Source organism: Paracoccus pantotrophus (genome assembly GCF_008824185.1).
In the GTDB taxonomy this organism is placed as follows: Bacteria; Pseudomonadota; Alphaproteobacteria; order Rhodobacterales; family Rhodobacteraceae; genus Paracoccus; species Paracoccus pantotrophus.
In genome coordinates, this window is record NZ_CP044423.1 from 649,356 (window position 1) to 664,133 (window position 14,778).

Below are 14,778 nucleotides of genomic sequence, written 5' to 3' on the forward strand. Positions count from 1 at the left end.
GCGGGGCTTCCGGCCGGCCGGATGCCCCGCTTGCGCGCTCAGCCGCCGCCGGCGTTGCGGGCCGGGACGTCGAAGCGGGCGCGTTTCAGGATCCTGCCCTCGGCGTCGACGGTCAGGCGCAGCGCCTGGTGCTGGAAAAAGAAGGTCAGGCGATGGCGCCCGGCATCCTCGCCCTCTCCGGTCTCGCAGCGGGTGGTGATGCGATTTTCCCGCATCAGTTCAGGCACCCGGCCGGGCTCGATCCCGAAGGCCGCGGCCAGTTCCTGCGCTTCGACGATGAAACCCTGTTCGGTCAAGTCGATCTTGCTCATGCCGTTTCCCTTCGCGGTGACGCCATGCCCGGCATATGGGGATGCGCCCGGCGTTTGGCCATGGCGGGACCGGGATTGGAAGCGACTTTCATCAAGAAAGGCGCGGGCGAGTGTATCGCGCCGCGCCCGGTCCCTCTCCCGGCGGTCGGTGCCGTCCCGGTCAGTTGACCTGGGCCAGTTCGGCATCCATGCGCTCGCGCGCCTTCTTGGGCATCTTGGCGGTCTTGGCGGCGTCGAGATTCTCGGGCGCGTCGCCGACCTGCACCAGCCCGACCATGCCCATGCCGAAATGCGGCGTGCATTTCACGCCATAAAGCCCCGGTTCGGTCACGGTCAGCGTGTAGGATTCGTTGATCTTGCTTTTGAAGGATTCGACGCCTTCCGGCAGGATTTCCTTGATCGCTTCGACATTGTGGCTCTTGTCGGTGGGGACGAAGTTGATGACGTCGCCCGGTTCGGCGCGCACGAAGGCCGGTTCAAAGACCATGGCGCCCGATTCGCCCTTGTTGAGCATATGCACCTCGTGGGTTGCCGCGAAACCGGGCGCGGCAAGGGCCAGAAGCGCGGCGGCGGCAGCGGCGAGGGAATGGTGGAACATCGTGTTCTCCTTGGTGGTCCGGGCGGACAAGCCCGCCCGTCGTGCCTGGTTTAGGTCCGGTACAGGGCATTCGGCTTGAGAAAAGTCAAAGTAAGAGAGAAAAGCTCGGACTTCCGGCATGACAGAATGTCGCAGGCGGTCCACCCGGTCCGCGGAATTGCTTCCCGGGAGCATTTTGCGGCTTCCAGGTTTGACCGAAATCAAAGCACGCGGCGGACAAAGGCATAATGAGAGGGGCATGTGCCACAGTGCAGCTCATAATCCGGCCCGGGCCTTGCTGTCTTTCGCGGCGATTCTCCTCCTTCTGTTGGCGGGATGGGCCGGCACGGGCGCTGCCATGCCCGGCCACCTGGCCGCGGCGCTGGCGGGCCCGCTGCAACAGACGGTGATCTGCGCCGAGGGCCATGCCCGCACCGTCTGGTTGGATGCCGATGGCAACGAACATCCCGCGCCGCAGGATTGCCGCGACTGCCCCGTCTGCCATTCGCCGCTGCTCGTCTCGGGGTCCGAGCCCGTCCTGCCGGGCAGGCCGGTGCGGTGGACGCGTCCCGCGGTGACGGCGGACGCGGCGCAGGTGCGCGGCGCGATCCGCCCGCTGCTGGTCCTGACGCGCGGCCCCCCGTCTTTCTCCTCTGTCTGGACCCATGCGGTCCCGTCGCCCGCGGGCGACAGCCTCTGGTCTGATGCGGGCGATCCGCGCCAGCCGAAGCGCCGGGCCCAGGCAATTGCCATGGATGCCCGAGCATGAAGATCCTCCGCCTTGCCCTGACGATCGCATCGCTGTTGCTGCCGACCCTGCCGGCAGCCGCCGAAAGCGTGCTGGCACAGCTGCTGCCGGAGCAGAACGCGGCCGAACTGGTGCCCGGCGCCGACGGGTTCGGGCCGATCCGCGCCGATCTGGCCGTGGCGCCGGTGCTGAAGGGCGGCGAGACCATTGCCCATGCCTTCGTCACCTCGGATTTCGTCGGCACCACCGGTTATTCCGGCAAGCCCATCCATACGCTCGTGGCGCTGGACAAGGATGCGAAGGTTGCCGGCGTCCGGCTGGTCAAGCATTCCGAACCCATCGTGCTGATCGGCATCCCCGAAGCCAAGGTCAAGGCGCTGGTCGAGGGCTACAGGGGCCTCGACCTGGTGGCCGAGGCGCAATCGGGCGGCACCGGGCATGAGGTCGAGATCATCTCGGGCGCCACGGTCACGGTGATGGTGATCGACGATTCCATCACGCGCTCGGGGCTGAGGGTCGCCCGCGCGCTCGGCCTGGGCGGGCTGGCGACCGAGGCCGCCGCCAGCGGGCCGAAATTCGAGATCGACCCCGAGGCCGCCCTTCCCGCCGACTGGCACGAGATGGAGGGCGACGGCACCCTGCGCCGGCTGACCCTGGACGCGGGACAGGTGAACGCGGCCTTTGCCGGCAATGCCGATCCCCGCGCCGGCCGGCGCGCCCTGTCCGAGCCCCCCGAGACCACCTTCATCGAGATGCAGGCCGGGCTGGTCTCGGTCCCCGCCATCGGCAAGGCGCTGCTGGGCGATGCGCAGGCGGCGAACCTGCAGGCCTGGCTCGCGCCCGGCGACCAGGCAGTGGCGGTGATGGGCCGCGGGCTCTACAGCTTCAAGGGCTCGGGCTATGTGCGCGGCGGCATCTTCGACCGCATCGTGCTGATCCAGGACGACATCTCGGTCCGCTTCCGCGACCGCGACCACCGGCGGGTGAATGCCATCGCTGCCGAAGGCGCGCCGGATTTCACCGAGATGGACCTGTTCAAGATCCCCGCCGCCTCGGGCTTCGACCCGACGAAACCCTTCCGCATCCAACTTCTGGTGCAGCGCGAGGTGGGGCCGATCGAGAAGGTCTTCCACACCTTCGACCTGGGCTATCAACTGCCGCAGAAATACCTGCGCAGCGTCGCCGCGCCGGCGCCCGAGGCGGCAGCGCCCGCGGCCCAGCACGACGAGAGCCAGGCCCAGGCGCAGCTGTGGAAGCGCATCTGGCTGGATTCCAAGGCCAAGATCGCCGGGCTCGGCGTCATGCTGCTGGTGCTGACCGGGGCCTTCTTCTTCCAGAGCTTCGCCACCCGCAACGAGCGCGCCTTCTATGTCTTCCGCATGGGCTTCCTGACCGTGACGCTGGTCTTCCTGGGCTGGTATGCCAATGCGCAGCTGTCGGTGGTGAACCTGATGGCGCTGTTCGGCAGCCTGGTGAACGGTTTCAGCTGGCAGGCCTTCCTGCTGGACCCGCTGACCTTCATCCTGTGGTTTGCGGTCGCCGCGGCGCTGCTGTTCTGGGGCCGCGGGGCCTATTGCGGCTGGCTTTGCCCCTTTGGCGCGCTGCAAGAGCTGACGAACCAGGTCGCCCGCAAGCTGCGCATCCCGCAATGGACGCTGCCCTGGGGCCTGCACGAGCGGCTCTGGCCGGTCAAGTACATGATCTTCCTTGGGCTTTTCGGCGTGTCGCTGATGAGCGTGGAACGGGCCGAGCATCTGGCCGAGGTCGAGCCCTTCAAGACCGCGATCATCCTGAACTTCGTCCGCGCCTGGCCCTTCGTGGCCTATGCGGCGGCGCTGCTGATCGCCGGGCTCTTCGTCGAACGCTTCTATTGCCGCTATCTGTGCCCCCTGGGCGCGGCGCTGGCGATCCCGGCGCGGATCCGCATGTTCGACTGGCTCAAGCGCTATCGCGAATGCGGCAATCCCTGCCAGATCTGCGCCCAGCAATGCCCGGTGCAGTCCATCCACCCGACGGGCGAGATCAATCCCAACGAATGCATCAACTGCATGCATTGCCAGGTGCTTTACCAGTCCAAGACCACCTGCCCGGTGGTGATCCGCAAGTTGAAGCGGCGCGAGGCCGTGGCCGCCGGCAGCGTGCCCAAGCTGGGCCAGCCCCCGGCCGGGCACCCCAACGCCGCCCGCAAGATCGAAGCTTGAACACGAAAAGGAGTTCGACCATGGAAACCAAACAGCAAAACGGCCTGAGCCGCCGCGCGCTTCTGGGCGCGACGGCCGGCGGCGCGGCCATGGCCGGCGCGTTCGGGGGGCGGCTGGCGCTGGGGCCGGCCGTGATCGGCGCGGGCGCCGCGGGCCTCGCCACCGCCGCGGGCAGCGGTGCGGCGCTGGCCGCCAGCGGTGCCGGTGCCGTTGCGCCCGGACAGCTGGACGATTATTACGGCTTCTGGTCCTCGGGCCAGACCGGTGAGCTGCGCATCCTGGGCATCCCCTCGATGCGCGAACTGATGCGCGTGCCGGTCTTCAACCGCTGCTCGGCCACCGGCTGGGGCATCACCAACGAATCGATCCTCATCCACGAACGCAGCATGACCGAGCGGACCAGGAAGCACCTTGCCGCCAACGGCAAGCGCATCCACGACAACGGCGACCTGCACCATGTCCACATGTCCTTTACCGAGGGCAAGTATGACGGCCGCTTCCTGTTCATGAACGACAAGGCCAATACCCGCGTGGCGCGGGTGCGCTGCGACGTGATGAAATGCGACGCCATCCTGGAGGTGCCGAACGCCAAGGCCATCCACGGCCTGCGCCCGCAGAAATGGCCGCGCAGCAACTATGTGTTCTGCAACGGCGAGGACGAGGCGCCGCTGATCAACGACGGCACCACGATGGACGACATCTCGACCTATGTGAACGTCTTCACCGCTGTCGATGCCGACAAGTGGGAAGTCGCCTGGCAGGTGCTGGTCTCGGGCAACCTCGACAATTGCGATGCCGATTACGAGGGCAAATATGCCTTCTCGACCTCCTACAACTCGGAAATGGGCATGACGCTGGCCGAGATGAGCGAGGCCGAGATGGACCATGTCGTCGTCTTCAACATCGTCGAGATCGAAAAGGCCATCGAGGCCGGCCAATACGAGGAAATCAACGGCTGCAAGGTGCTGGACGGCCGCAAGGAGGCGGGCAGCCTGTTCACCCGCTACATCCCCATCGCCAACAACCCGCATGGCTGCAACATGGCGCCGGACAAGAAGCACCTGGTCGTCGCCGGCAAGCTGTCGCCCACGGTGACGGTGCTGGACGTGACCAAGTTCGACGCGATTTTCTATGAGGATGCCGACCTGCGCAGCGCCGTGGTGGCCGAGCCGGAACTGGGGCTGGGCCCGCTGCACACCGCCTTTGACGGGCGCGGCAACGCCTATACCTCGCTTTTCATCGACAGCCAGGTGGTCAAGTGGAACATCGAGGAGGCGATCCGCGCCTATGCCGGCGAGGACATCGACCCGATCAAGCAAAAGCTGGACGTGCATTACCAGCCCGGCCATCTCAAGACCACGATGGGCGAGACGCTGGACGCGCGCAACGACTGGCTGGTCGTGCTGTGCAAGTTCTCGAAGGACCGCTTCCTGAACGTCGGGCCGCTGAAGCCGGAAAACGACCAGCTGATCGACATTTCGGGCGACCAGATGGTGCTGGTCCATGACGGCCCCACCTTTGCCGAGCCGCATGATGCGATCGGCGTCGATTCGGCGATCCTGTCGGGCGTCATCAAGTCGGTCTGGGACCGCAACGACCCGATGTGGGCCGAGACCCGCAAGCAGGCCGAGGCGGACGGCGTCAATATCGACGAATGGACCGACACGATCATCCGCGACGGCAACAAGGTGCGGGTCTACATGTCCAGCGTTGCGCCCAGCTTCTCGATCGAGAGCTTCAGCGTGACGGAAGGGGACGAGGTCACCATCGTCGTGACCAACCTCGACGAGGTGGACGACCTGACCCACGGCTTCACCATGGGCAACCACGGCGTCGCGATGGAGATCGGGCCGCAGATGACCTCTTCCGTGACCTTCGTCGCGGCCAATCCGGGGGTCTACTGGTATTATTGCCAGTGGTTCTGCCATGCGCTGCACATGGAGATGCGCGGCCGCATGATGGTCGAGCCGAAGGCGGCCTGACCCGATGCGCCGGCTGTCCCTGATCCTTGCCCTGCTGCTTGCCTCGCCCGCTCTCGCGGCCGAGCATGGGGTGGCGCCTGGCCGGGGCAGCCTGGCGCAGGCCATCGCCGGGGCCGAGCCCGGCGATGTGCTGGAACTGGCGGACGGGGTCCATGCGGGCCCCGTCATCATCGACCGGCCGCTGACCATCATCGGCAGCCGCGCGGCGGTCATCGACGGCGGCGGGCGCGGCACGGTTGTCACCATCGCCGCGCCCGATGTCACGCTGAAGGGCTTTTCCGTCACCGGCTCGGGCATGGTGAACAAGGATCTGGATGCCGGGGTCAAGATCGCCAAGGGCGCCGACCGGGCGCAGGTTCTGGACCTGCGGCTGACCGAGAACATGCACGGCATCGACGTGCATGGCGGCCGCGATGCCCGCATCGTCGGCAACGAGATCATCGGCACCCGCGACCCGCGCATGAACGAGCGCGGCAACGGCATCTATGTCTGGAACAGTCCCGGCGCGCTGGTCCGGGGCAATTCCGTGCGCTATGGCCGCGACGGCATCTTCTCGAACACCAGCGCCGACAGCTTCTATCGCGACAACCTGTTTCGCGACCTGCGCTTTGCCGTGCATTTCATGTATACCCGCAACACCGAGGTCACGGGCAATGTCAGCATCGGCAACCACCTGGGTTTCGCCATCATGTTCTCGGACCGCACGGTGATCCGCGACAACCGAAGCCTGGGCGACCGAGAGCATGGGTTGATGCTGAACTATGCCAACAATGCCGACGTGACCGGCAACCTGATCCGCGGCGGTGCGAAGAAATGCCTGTTCATCTATAACGCGCACAAGAACCTGATCTGGAACAACCGCTTCCAGGATTGCGGCATCGGCATCCATTTCACCGCCGGGTCCGAGCGCAACGTGCTCAGCGGCAATGCCTTCATCGGCAATCGCGAGCAGGTGAAATACGTGGGCACCCGCCATGTCGAATGGAGCCACGAGGGGCGCGGCAATTTCTGGTCCGACCATCCGGGCTTCGACCTGAACGGCGACGGCATCGCCGACGGGGTCTATCGCCCCAACGACCTGATGGACCATATCCTGTGGTCGCAACCCGCCGCGGCGCTGCTGACCGGCGCGCCGGCCGTGCAGCTGATCCGCTGGAGCCAGCAGAGCTTTCCCGCCACCCTGCCGGGCGGCGTGCAGGACAGCGCGCCCCTGATGCGGCCCCTGACCATCCCCGTCCCGCCCGAGATCGAGGCCTACGAGGCCGAGGCCGCGGGGCGTTGGGCAAAAGGAAACTACGATGACATCGACCCTGACGATCTCTCATCTCACTAAGCGCTTCCAGAATGTCGAGGCGCTGGCCGAGGTCTCGCTGGACCTCGGGCCGGGGATGCGCGTCGCGCTGCTGGGCCATAACGGCGCCGGCAAGTCCACGATGATGAAGATCATCCTGGGCCTCATTCCCTTCGATGCCGGCGAGGTGCGGGTCTGCGGCGCCGCGCCCGGCTCGGGCCAGGCGCGCATGCAGGTGGCCTATCTGCCGGAAAACGCCGCCTTTCACCCGGCCCTGACCGGAGAGGAGCAGATCCGCCACTACCTGTCCCTGCGCGGCGAAAGCCCGCGCCGGGCCATGGAACTGCTGGAGCGGGTGGGGCTGGCCAAGGCGGCGCGCCGCCGCATCGGCACCTATTCCAAGGGCATGCGCCAGCGCGTCGGCCTGGCCCAGACCCTGATCGGGCGGCCGCGGCTGCTGGTTCTGGACGAGCCGACATCGGGGCTCGACCCGGTGTCGCGGCGCGACTTCTATGCGCTGCTCGACGGGCTGGCGGCCGAGGGGGCGGCGATCCTTTTGTCCAGCCACGCGCTGACCGAGGTCGAGGCCCGCACCGACCGCATCCTGATCCTGTCGCAGGGCCGGCTGGTGGCCGAGGGTACGCTGGCCGATCTGCGCCGCCGCGCCGCGCTGCCGGTCGGGTTGACCGTGACGCCCGCCGCCGGCGCGGGGGCGGCGCTGGCCCAGGCGCTGCCGCAGGCGCGGATGGCAGAGGACGGCACGCTGCACCTGGCCTGCGCGCAGGACGAAAAGCTGGGGCTGCTGGCGCGCATCGCCGGGCTGGGCGGGCAGGTCGCGGACCTGGACGTGATCCCGCCGAGCCTCGAGGACATCTACAGCCATTTCAGCCGGAGGGACGGGCAATGATCCGCCGCATCCTTTCCACCGCGGCGCTGGAGTTCCGCATCGCGCTGCGCAACCGCTGGGTCGCCATCGCCACCGCGCTGATGGTGGTCTTTGCGCTGGTGCTGGCGGCGGCGGGTGCCGCGCCGACCGGCGACATCGGCGCCGACCGGCTGTCGGTCGTGGTCGCCTCGCTGACCTCGCTCGCCGTCTATCTGGTGCCGCTGCTGGCGCTGCTGATGAGCTTCGACGCCGTGGCCGGCGAGGTCGAGCGCGGCACCTTGCCCCTGCTGCTGACCTATCCGGTGGCGCGGGCCGAGGTGCTGGCGGGCAAGCTGGTCGCGCATATGGCGATCCTGGCTCTGGCGGTGGGGGCGGGCTATGGCGCCGCGGCGGCTGCGGCGGTCTGGACCGACCCGGCCTCGATCGCCGGCCTGCCGGCGCTCTGGCGGCTGATGTGGAGTTCGACCCTGCTGGGCGCGACCTTCCTGGGCGCGGGCTATGCGCTGTCCAGCTTTGCGCGCCGACCCTCGGGCGCAGCCGGGCTGGCGGTCGGGCTGTGGCTGGGGCTGGTGGTGCTTTACGACCTGGCGCTGCTGGCGCTGATCGTCGCCGATGGCGGCGGCGGCTTCACCACCGAGGTGCTGCCGGTGGCGTTGCTGGCCAACCCGGCCGACGCCTTCCGCCTGTTCAACCTCTCGGCCGCCGAGGCCACCGCCGCCGCCGCCGGCGTCGGCGGGGCCGCCGCGACCATCCCGCTCTGGCAATCGGCGCTGTCGGTCCTGGCCTGGCCGCTGGCCGCGCTTGGCCTGGCCATTGCCGCATTCCGAAAGGTCACGCCATGAGACATGCGCTGCTGCTGGTGCTGATGCTGGGCCTAGCCGCCTGCCGCGACGAGGTGGCGCAGGACACCGCCCCGGTCGAGATGAATGCCCAGACGCTGGGCCATTTCTGCCAGATGAACCTGCTGGAACATCCCGGCCCCAAGGCCCAGGTGCATCTGGAGGGGATGCCGGGCACGCCGCTGTTCTTCAGCCAGGTCCGCGATGCCATCGCCTATGCCAGGATGCCGGAACAAAGCCACCCGATCTTGGCCATCCAGGTGAACGACATGGGTGCCCCCGGCGCGACCTGGGACGATCCGGGGCAGGGCAACTGGATCGCGGCCGAGGACGCCTTCTTCGTCATGGGCTCGGTCCAGGCCGGCGGCATGGGCGCGCCCGAGGCGGTGCCCTTTTCCAGCCGCGAGGCCGCCGAGGCCTTCGTCGCCGCGCAGGGCGGGCAGGTGATGCGGCTGGACGCGATCCCGGACGAGATGGTGCTGGCACCCGAAGAGACCGTGCCCGACAGCGGTACCGAAGCCGATTTCATGAACCGCCTGCGCGCGCTGAGCCAACCCAAGGAGCCCGCGACATGAGCCTGTCCCGCCGTCGCTTTCTGACCATCACCGCCGCTGTCGCGCTTGCGCCGGCAAGCCTGCGCGCCCAGCCCGGCCGGCATTGGGTCGGCCAGGCGCTTGGCGCCCGCGCCTCGATCCGCATCGACCACCCCGAGGCCCCGGCGATCACCGCGCGCTGCCTGGCCGAGATCGAGCGGCTGGAAGGCATCCTCAGCCTCTATCGCCCCGAGAGCGCGCTCTCGCGCCTGAACCGCGACGCGGTGCTGGAGGCGCCGCCCTTCGAATTGCTGGAATGCCTGTCGCTGGCGGGCGCTGTGCATCGCGCCAGCGGCGGTCGGTTCGATCCGACCGTGCAGCCGCTCTGGGCGCTCTGGGCCGAGGCCGCCGCGGCCGGCCGCCGTCCCGCGCCGGACGAGCGGCGCGCGGCCCTGGCGCGCACCGGCTGGGACCGGGTGCGGCTGGACGCGGCCCGCATCACGCTGGAGCCGGGGATGGCGCTGACGCTGAACGGCATCGGCCAGGGCTATGTCGCCGACCGCGTCGCCGCCGTGCTGGAGGCCGAGGGGCTGGGCGAGATCCTGATTGACACCGGGGAATTGCGCGCCCTGGGCGGCCGGCCCGATGGCAGCGACTGGCCGGTGCGGCTGGCCGCGGGCGGCGCGGTGGGCCTGCGCGGCCGGGCGCTGGCGACCTCGGCGCCGCTGGGTACCAGCTTCGACGCGGCGGGGCGAGACGGCCATATCCTCGACCCGCTGAGCGGCGCGCCGGCGCGCCCGGCCTGGCGCGCGGTCAGCATCTCGGCCCCCGGCGCGGCCCTGGCCGATGCGCTGTCCACCGCAGCCTGCCTGGCCGAGGACCGGCCGCAGATCCTGGCGCTGCTGGCCGGTTTCGACGGCGCCCGGCTGGAATCGCTGCATCGCGGCGCCTAGGGCCGTCCGCGACCAGCCCCGGAATGCCGCCGTGTCCTGGCCGCGCGGCGGCTTTCGCATGTCCCGCGGCGGCGGGCTGTGAAGTATTTACAAAAATAGCCTAAACTGCGTCAATTAATTTACAAAATTTTCTTTTTAAAAAAATAGTTTACTGGAAAACAGAAATTGCATTAACATCAGCGCAACCGGTGTTCCGCCGCCCGTTGCAGCGCCTTGAGGAGGGTGCGGGCGTGCCGGAGCCGATCCTGTCGCGAGTAGAGGAGGCGCGCCATGAGCATTGAATCGATTAAGAAACATCCTGTTCCGGCTGGTTTTGAGGCTGCGCTGGTCACGCCTGGGGACTATGCGCGGCTCTATGCCGAATCGATCTCGGATCCGGCGGGGTTCTGGGGGCGCGAGGGGCGGCGTCTGGACTGGATCCAGCCCTATAGCCGGGTGAAGGACACCGATTTCACCCTGGGCCAGGTCTCGATCAAATGGTTCGAGGACGGGATCCTGAACGCCTCGGTCAATTGCATCGACCGCCACCTGCCCCGGCGCGCGACCCAGACCGCGATCATCTTCGAGCCGGATGATCCGAACCAGCCCGCCCGCCACATCACCTATGCGGAACTGTCGGACAAGGTGAACCGCTTTGCCAACGTGCTCCTGTCCCAGGGGGTGATGCGCGGCGACCGGGTGGTGATCTACCTGCCGATGATCCCCGAGGCCGCCTATGCCATGCTGGCCTGCGCGCGCATCGGCGCCATCCATTCCATCGTCTTCGCCGGCTTCTCGCCCGATGCGCTGGCCAACCGCATCAACGATTCGGGCGCCAAGCTGGTGATCACCGCCGACACCGCGCCGCGCGGCGGCCGCAAGACGGCGCTGAAGTCGAATACCGACGCGGCGCTTCTGCATTGCTCGGACCGGGTGCGCTGCCTGGTGGTCAAGCATACCGGCGACCAGACCAGCTGGATCGAGGGGCGCGACGTGGACGTGCTGAAGCTGATGGAGGAGGTCAGCCCCGACTGCCCGCCGCGGCCGATGGGGGCCGAGGATCCGCTGTTCATCCTCTATACCTCGGGCTCGACCGGCAAGCCCAAGGGCGTGGTCCATACCACCGGCGGCTACCTGCTTTATGCGGCGATGACGCATCAATACGTCTTCGACTACAAGGACGGCGACGTGTTCTGGTGCACGGCCGACGTGGGCTGGGTGACCGGGCACAGCTACATCGTCTACGGCCCGCTGGCCAACGGCGCCACGACGCTGATGTTCGAGGGGGTGCCGACCTGGCCCGATGCCGGCCGCTTCTGGGCGGTGTGCGAGAAGCACCGGGTCAACCAGTTCTACACCGCGCCGACCGCGATCCGGGCGCTGATGGGCCAGGGGCCGGAATGGGTCGAGAAGCACGACCTGTCGAGCCTGCGGGTTCTGGGCACGGTGGGCGAGCCGATCAACCCCGAGGCCTGGGTCTGGTATGACAAGCATGTCGGCAAGGGGCGCTGCCCGATCGTCGACACCTGGTGGCAGACCGAGACCGGCGGCCACATGATCACCTCGCTGCCGGGCGCGATCGAGACCAAGCCGGGCTCGGCGACGCTGCCCTTCTTCGGGGTCAAGCCGGTGGTGCTGGATCCGCAGAGCGGGGTGGCGCTGGACGGCGATGGGGTCGAGGGGGTGCTGTGCATCGCCGACAGCTGGCCGGGTCAGATGCGCACGGTCTGGGGCGACCACCAGCGGTTCATGGAGACCTATTTCCAGCAATATCCGGGCTATTACTTCACCGGCGACGGCTGCCGGCGCGACGAGGACGGCTATTACTGGATCACCGGGCGGGTGGATGACGTGATCAACGTCTCGGGGCACCGGATGGGCACGGCCGAGGTGGAATCGGCGCTGGTTGCGCATGAGAAGGTGGCCGAGGCGGCGGTGGTGGGCTATCCGCATCCGCTGAAGGGTCAGGGCATCTATGCCTATGTGACGCTGATGAACGGGGTCGAGCCCAGCGACGGGTTGCGCGCCGAGCTGGAGAAATGGGTGCGCACCGAGATCGGGCCGATCGCCAAGCCGGACCTGATCCAATGGGCGCCGGGCCTGCCGAAGACGCGTTCGGGCAAGATCATGCGCCGCATCCTGCGCAAGATCGCCGAGGACGATTTCGCCGCCCTCGGAGACATCTCAACCCTCGCTGACCCAAGCGTCGTCGACGAACTCATCGAAAACAGGATGAACCGGCACTGACGGCCGGCGGCCGGCGGCGGATCGCCGGCCCCGCAGGGTGCAGGACCGATTGCCATGGGCGATGCGCGCCCATGGACCGGCCGCGGCATGGCCATGGAGGCCCGCCGCCCGCCCAAGAGCCTTCCAGAAGAAGATCGTCTCGCCGGCAGGACGCCGGCGCGGCTGAAAAGACAGCATATCGTGGCAGTGGAGGAGCACGACCCCGATGCAAGACAACCTGGCCGAACGGATCGCCGCAGATCCGAACTATCAGTTACTAAAAGCGAAACGATCCCGCTATGGCTGGATCCTGACGATTGCGATGCTCGTGGTCTATTACGGCTATATCGTGCTGATCGCCTTCGACAAGGAACTGCTCGCCGCGCGGATCGGCGACGGTGTCATGACCTGGGGCATCCCCCTGGGCTTCGGCGTGATCGTCTTTACCATCATCATCACCGGCGTCTATGTGCGCCGCGCGAACAGCGAGTTCGACGAGCTGAGCGAGAAGGTTCGCCGGGAGGCGCTGAAATGACCAACAAGATCCTGCGCAACGGGCTGATGGCCGCGGCCCTGGCCATGCCGGGCGCCGCCATGGCCGCCGACGTGATCCAGGGCGCCGAGAAACAGGCGACGAACTGGACCGCGATCATCATGTTCGCCGCCTTCGTGCTGGCGACGCTTTACATCACCAAATGGGCGGCGGCGAAAACCAAGTCGGCGGCGGATTTCTATACCGCCGGCGGCGGCATCACCGGCTTCCAGAACGGGCTTGCCATTGCCGGCGACTACATGTCGGCGGCATCCTTCCTGGGGATCTCGGCCGCGGTGATGATCTCGGGCTATGACGGGCTGATCTATTCGATCGGTTTCCTGGTCGGCTGGCCGATCCTGACCTTCCTGATGGCCGAGCGGCTGCGCAACCTGGGCCGCTTCACCTTTGCCGACGTGGCGGCCTTCCGCTTTGCCCAGACCCCGGTGCGCATCTTCGCCGCCTCGGGCACGCTGGTCGTGGTGGCCTTCTACCTGATCGCGCAGATGGTGGGTGCGGGTTCGCTGATCCAGCTGCTGTTCGGGCTGGACTACTGGATCGCGGTGGTGATCGTCGGCGCGCTGATGATGATCTATGTGCTGTTCGGCGGCATGACCGCGACGACCTGGGTGCAGATCATCAAGGCCTGCCTGCTGCTGGGCGGCGCGACCTTCATGTCCTTCATGGTCATGTGGCATTACGGCTTCAGCCCCGAGGCGATGTTCGCCGACGCGGTCCGCGTCAAGGCCGAACTGGCCACCGCCGGCGGCAAGACCGCCGAGGAAGCCGCCGTTGCCGGCCAGTCGATCATGGGTCCGGGCACCTTCATCAAGGATCCGATCTCGGCCATCAGCTTCGGTATGGCGCTGATGTTCGGCACCGCCGGCCTGCCGCATATCCTGATGCGCTTCTTCACCGTTCCCAGCGCCAAGGAAGCGCGCAAGTCGGTGATGTGGGCGACCGGCTGGATCGGCTATTTCTACCTCTTGACCTTCATCATCGGCTTCGGCGCCATCACCTTCGTTCTGACCAATCCCGAGTTCCTGGACGGCACCGGCGCGCTGGTCGGCGGCAGCAACATGGCCGCGGTGCATCTGGCCAAGGCGGTGGGCGGCAACGTCTTCCTGGGCTTCATCTCGGCCGTGGCCTTCGCCACCATCCTGGCGGTGGTCGCCGGCCTGACACTCTCGGGCGCCTCGGCGGTCAGCCACGATCTCTATGCGACCGTGATCAAGAACGGCAACCCCGCGCCGGGCAGCGAGCTGCGCGTCTCGCGCATCACCACGCTGGTGCTGGGCCTGGTCGCGGTCGTGCTGGGCATCGCCTTCAAGAACCAGAACATCGCCTTCATGGTGTCGCTGGCCTTCGCGGTGGCTGCCTCGGCCAACTTCCCGGTGCTGTTCATGTCGGTGCTGTGGAAGGATTGCACGACCCGCGGCGCGGTGATCGGCGGCTTCCTGGGGCTGATCTCCTCGGTGGTGCTGACGGTGCTGTCGCCCTCGGTCTGGGAAGCGACGCTGGGCAATCCCGCCGGCTCGGCGCCCTTCCCCTATACCTCGCCGGCGCTGTTCTCGATGACGCTGGCCTTCCTGGGCATCTGGATCGTGTCCAAGATGGACAACGGCGCGCGGGCGCGCATCGACCGGGCCGGCTACCTGGCCCAGCAGGTGCGCTCGGAAACCGGGATCGGCGCGGCGGAAGCCTCGTCGCACTGAACCGG

The 14,778-nt window shown here is 67.5% G+C and carries 13 protein-coding genes; 11 read left to right on the forward strand and 2 right to left on the reverse strand.

Annotated elements, in window-relative coordinates; all coding sequences use genetic code 11:
• Window positions 1–38: 38 nt before the first annotated feature.
• Both ESD82_RS03075 and ESD82_RS03080 read right to left on the reverse strand, forming a co-directional pair.
• Window positions 39–311 (reverse strand): DUF6522 family protein, encoded by a 273-nt coding sequence (locus ESD82_RS03075; RefSeq protein WP_024842646.1) that lies wholly within the window; start codon window positions 309–311, stop codon window positions 39–41.
• Window positions 312–471: 160 nt separating this feature from the next.
• On the reverse strand, window positions 472–909 hold the full coding sequence (locus tag ESD82_RS03080; RefSeq protein WP_024842647.1) for a pseudoazurin: 438 nt from the start codon (window positions 907–909) through the stop codon (window positions 472–474).
• A gap of 238 nt (window positions 910–1,147) precedes the next feature.
• Between ESD82_RS03080 and ESD82_RS03085 the strand changes: the two genes are divergently transcribed.
• The 11 genes from ESD82_RS03085 (at window position 1,148) to ESD82_RS03135 (ending at window position 14,773) form a co-directional block, all read left to right on the forward strand.
• Complete coding sequence (locus tag ESD82_RS03085; protein ID WP_147429028.1) at window positions 1,148–1,657, forward strand: hypothetical protein; 510 nt, start codon at window positions 1,148–1,150, stop codon at window positions 1,655–1,657.
• A complete protein-coding gene (locus tag ESD82_RS03090; RefSeq protein ID WP_024842649.1) occupies window positions 1,654–3,837 on the forward strand; it encodes a NosR/NirI family protein in 2,184 nt (727 codons plus the stop codon). Before ESD82_RS03085 ends, ESD82_RS03090 begins: the two co-directional genes overlap by 4 nt.
• A 20-nt stretch (window positions 3,838–3,857) precedes the next feature.
• Entirely contained in the window at window positions 3,858–5,819 is a 1,962-nt protein-coding gene (nosZ, locus tag ESD82_RS03095; RefSeq protein WP_024842650.1) for a TAT-dependent nitrous-oxide reductase, read from the forward strand.
• 4 nt (window positions 5,820–5,823) lie between these two features.
• Window positions 5,824–7,152, forward strand: coding sequence for a nitrous oxide reductase family maturation protein NosD (locus ESD82_RS03100; RefSeq protein ID WP_024842651.1), 1,329 nt, complete (start codon window positions 5,824–5,826; stop codon window positions 7,150–7,152).
• Window positions 7,118–8,017: an ABC transporter ATP-binding protein gene (locus tag ESD82_RS03105; protein WP_028709804.1), complete on the forward strand. Its 900-nt coding sequence runs from the start codon at window positions 7,118–7,120 to the stop codon at window positions 8,015–8,017. Before ESD82_RS03100 ends, ESD82_RS03105 begins: the two co-directional genes overlap by 35 nt.
• Window positions 8,014–8,838 carry an ABC transporter permease gene (locus ESD82_RS03110; RefSeq protein WP_036747029.1) on the forward strand — a complete coding sequence of 275 codons (825 nt, stop codon included), beginning with the start codon at window positions 8,014–8,016 and terminating at the stop codon, window positions 8,836–8,838. Before ESD82_RS03105 ends, ESD82_RS03110 begins: the two co-directional genes overlap by 4 nt.
• On the forward strand, window positions 8,835–9,410 hold the full coding sequence (locus ESD82_RS03115) for a nitrous oxide reductase accessory protein NosL (RefSeq protein ID WP_024842654.1): 576 nt from the start codon (window positions 8,835–8,837) through the stop codon (window positions 9,408–9,410). Before ESD82_RS03110 ends, ESD82_RS03115 begins: the two co-directional genes overlap by 4 nt.
• Window positions 9,407–10,321 (forward strand): FAD:protein FMN transferase, encoded by a 915-nt coding sequence (locus tag ESD82_RS03120; RefSeq protein ID WP_147429027.1) that lies wholly within the window; start codon window positions 9,407–9,409, stop codon window positions 10,319–10,321. Before ESD82_RS03115 ends, ESD82_RS03120 begins: the two co-directional genes overlap by 4 nt.
• 270 nt (window positions 10,322–10,591) lie before the next feature.
• On the forward strand, window positions 10,592–12,547 hold the full coding sequence (gene acs / locus ESD82_RS03125; RefSeq protein ID WP_024845138.1) for an acetate--CoA ligase: 1,956 nt from the start codon (window positions 10,592–10,594) through the stop codon (window positions 12,545–12,547).
• A 205-nt stretch (window positions 12,548–12,752) separates the two neighbouring features.
• Window positions 12,753–13,061 (forward strand): DUF485 domain-containing protein, encoded by a 309-nt coding sequence (locus ESD82_RS03130; protein ID WP_024845139.1) that lies wholly within the window; start codon window positions 12,753–12,755, stop codon window positions 13,059–13,061.
• 26 nt (window positions 13,062–13,087) lie between these two features.
• The gene (locus tag ESD82_RS03135) at window positions 13,088–14,773 is read left to right on the forward strand and encodes a cation acetate symporter (RefSeq protein ID WP_231486855.1); all 1,686 of its coding nucleotides are present in this window, start codon (window positions 13,088–13,090) and stop codon (window positions 14,771–14,773) included.
• The last annotated feature ends 5 nt before the right edge of the window (window positions 14,774–14,778 follow it).

What these genes read in the sequence shown, in the direction of transcription:
- ESD82_RS03075 (WP_024842646.1), bottom strand. Translation starts at nt 311, where the DNA reads ATGAGCAAGATCGACTTGACCGAACAGGGTTTCATCGTCGAAGCGCAG.
- ESD82_RS03080 (WP_024842647.1), bottom strand. Translation starts at nt 909, where the DNA reads ATGTTCCACCATTCCCTCGCCGCTGCCGCCGCCGCGCTTCTGGCCCTT.
- ESD82_RS03085 (WP_147429028.1), top strand. Translation starts at nt 1,148, where the DNA reads ATGTGCCACAGTGCAGCTCATAATCCGGCCCGGGCCTTGCTGTCTTTC.
- ESD82_RS03090 (WP_024842649.1), top strand. Translation starts at nt 1,654, where the DNA reads ATGAAGATCCTCCGCCTTGCCCTGACGATCGCATCGCTGTTGCTGCCG.
- nosZ (WP_024842650.1), top strand. Translation starts at nt 3,858, where the DNA reads ATGGAAACCAAACAGCAAAACGGCCTGAGCCGCCGCGCGCTTCTGGGC.
- ESD82_RS03100 (WP_024842651.1), top strand. Translation starts at nt 5,824, where the DNA reads ATGCGCCGGCTGTCCCTGATCCTTGCCCTGCTGCTTGCCTCGCCCGCT.
- ESD82_RS03105 (WP_028709804.1), top strand. Translation starts at nt 7,118, where the DNA reads ATGACATCGACCCTGACGATCTCTCATCTCACTAAGCGCTTCCAGAAT.
- ESD82_RS03110 (WP_036747029.1), top strand. Translation starts at nt 8,014, where the DNA reads ATGATCCGCCGCATCCTTTCCACCGCGGCGCTGGAGTTCCGCATCGCG.
- ESD82_RS03115 (WP_024842654.1), top strand. Translation starts at nt 8,835, where the DNA reads ATGAGACATGCGCTGCTGCTGGTGCTGATGCTGGGCCTAGCCGCCTGC.
- ESD82_RS03120 (WP_147429027.1), top strand. Translation starts at nt 9,407, where the DNA reads ATGAGCCTGTCCCGCCGTCGCTTTCTGACCATCACCGCCGCTGTCGCG.
- acs (WP_024845138.1), top strand. Translation starts at nt 10,592, where the DNA reads ATGAGCATTGAATCGATTAAGAAACATCCTGTTCCGGCTGGTTTTGAG.
- ESD82_RS03130 (WP_024845139.1), top strand. Translation starts at nt 12,753, where the DNA reads ATGCAAGACAACCTGGCCGAACGGATCGCCGCAGATCCGAACTATCAG.
- ESD82_RS03135 (WP_231486855.1), top strand. Translation starts at nt 13,088, where the DNA reads ATGGCCGCGGCCCTGGCCATGCCGGGCGCCGCCATGGCCGCCGACGTG.